The organism is Streptomyces glaucescens (assembly GCF_002154375.1).
Classification (GTDB): Bacteria; Actinomycetota; Actinomycetes; order Streptomycetales; family Streptomycetaceae; genus Streptomyces; species Streptomyces glaucescens.
In genome coordinates, this window is sequence record NZ_MUND01000316.1 from 1 (window position 1) to 1196 (window position 1196).

General features: G+C 77.8%; 2 protein-coding genes. Both read left to right on the top strand.

Annotated elements, in window-relative coordinates; genetic code table 11:
* Positions 1-866: alpha/beta hydrolase (locus CCN42_RS20935; protein ID WP_107427622.1), on the top strand; the 866-nt coding region annotated here is incomplete at its 5' end.
* A 4-nt stretch (positions 867-870) separates the two neighbouring features.
* Positions 871-1196 (top strand): acyltransferase family protein (locus CCN42_RS20940; RefSeq protein WP_143661973.1); only part of this gene is annotated, 326 nt, incomplete at its 3' end.

The following is a 1196-nucleotide window of genomic DNA, read 5'->3' on the forward strand; positions in this document are numbered from 1 at the left end:
CCCCGGCACCGGCCGACCTCCCCCCGATCACCGCGACCACCCTGGAGGCGGCCTACGCGGCCAACCGCGCCAACGCCGCGCGGGCCGCCCGGATGGCCGAGGCCCACGGCGACCGGCACCGCGCGGCGGCGGACCGCGCCCTGGCCGCCCCGGCCCGCCGGCTCCTCGCCTTCGACGGACGCGGCACCGGCCTGGTCACCGAGGTCTTCGGCGATCTCGCCCACGCCGACCACGTCGCGGTCCTGGTCCCCGGCTCCGACACGACCCTCGACACCTACGGCCGCTTCCGCGCGACCGCGACCGCCCTGCACCGCCAACTCGCCGAGCGGGAGGCGGCATCCACCCGCGTGGCGGTCGTCGCCTGGCTCGGGTACGAGACGCCCGGCACGGTCAGCACCACCGTCCTCACCACCGGCCGCGCCGACGAAGCCGCGCCCCGGCTGGGCGAGTTCGTCCGCCAGCTGCGCACCCTCACCGGCCCCCGCGCCCACCTGTCCCTGCTCTGCCACTCCTACGGCTCGGTCGTCTGCGCCCGCTCCGCCGCCCAGGGTGCGCCCGTGGCCGACATCGCCCTGCTCGGCAGCCCCGGCACCGGCGCCGGCTCCGCCGCCGCGCTGCGCACCTCCGCGCGGATCTGGGCGGCCCGCGGCGGCACCGACTGGGTCGCGGACGTCCCGCACGTCGAGGCCGACCTGTTCGGCACGACCGTCGGCTTCGGCACCGACCCGGTGTCACCGGCGTTCGGCGCCCGCGTCTTCGCCGCCGGCGACGGCGGGCACAGCGACTACTTCACCCCGGGCTCGATCTGCCTGGCCAACCTCGCCCGGATCGTGCTCGGCGACACCTCGGAGGTGACCCGTGCGTGAGCCGATGTCCCGACTCCTCGAGGGCGCCGCGCGCCTCGACGCGGCCACCCCCGCCTCGCGGGACCGCGCGGTCGACGCGCTGCGCGCCCTCGCCATACTCGGCGTCGTCCTCGGCCACTGGCTGGTGACCGCCCTGGTCGCCGACGGCAGCACCCTGCGCACCGACAGCCCGCTGCGGCACCTCCCCTCGCTGGCCCCGGTCTCCTGGCTGTTCCAGACGCTCGCCGTCTTCTTCCTGGTCGGCGGCCAGGTGGCGACCCGCGGCCTGGCCTCGTCCCGGGCCCGCGGGGAGAGCTACGGACAGTGGCTGCGCGCCCGCCTCGCCCGGCT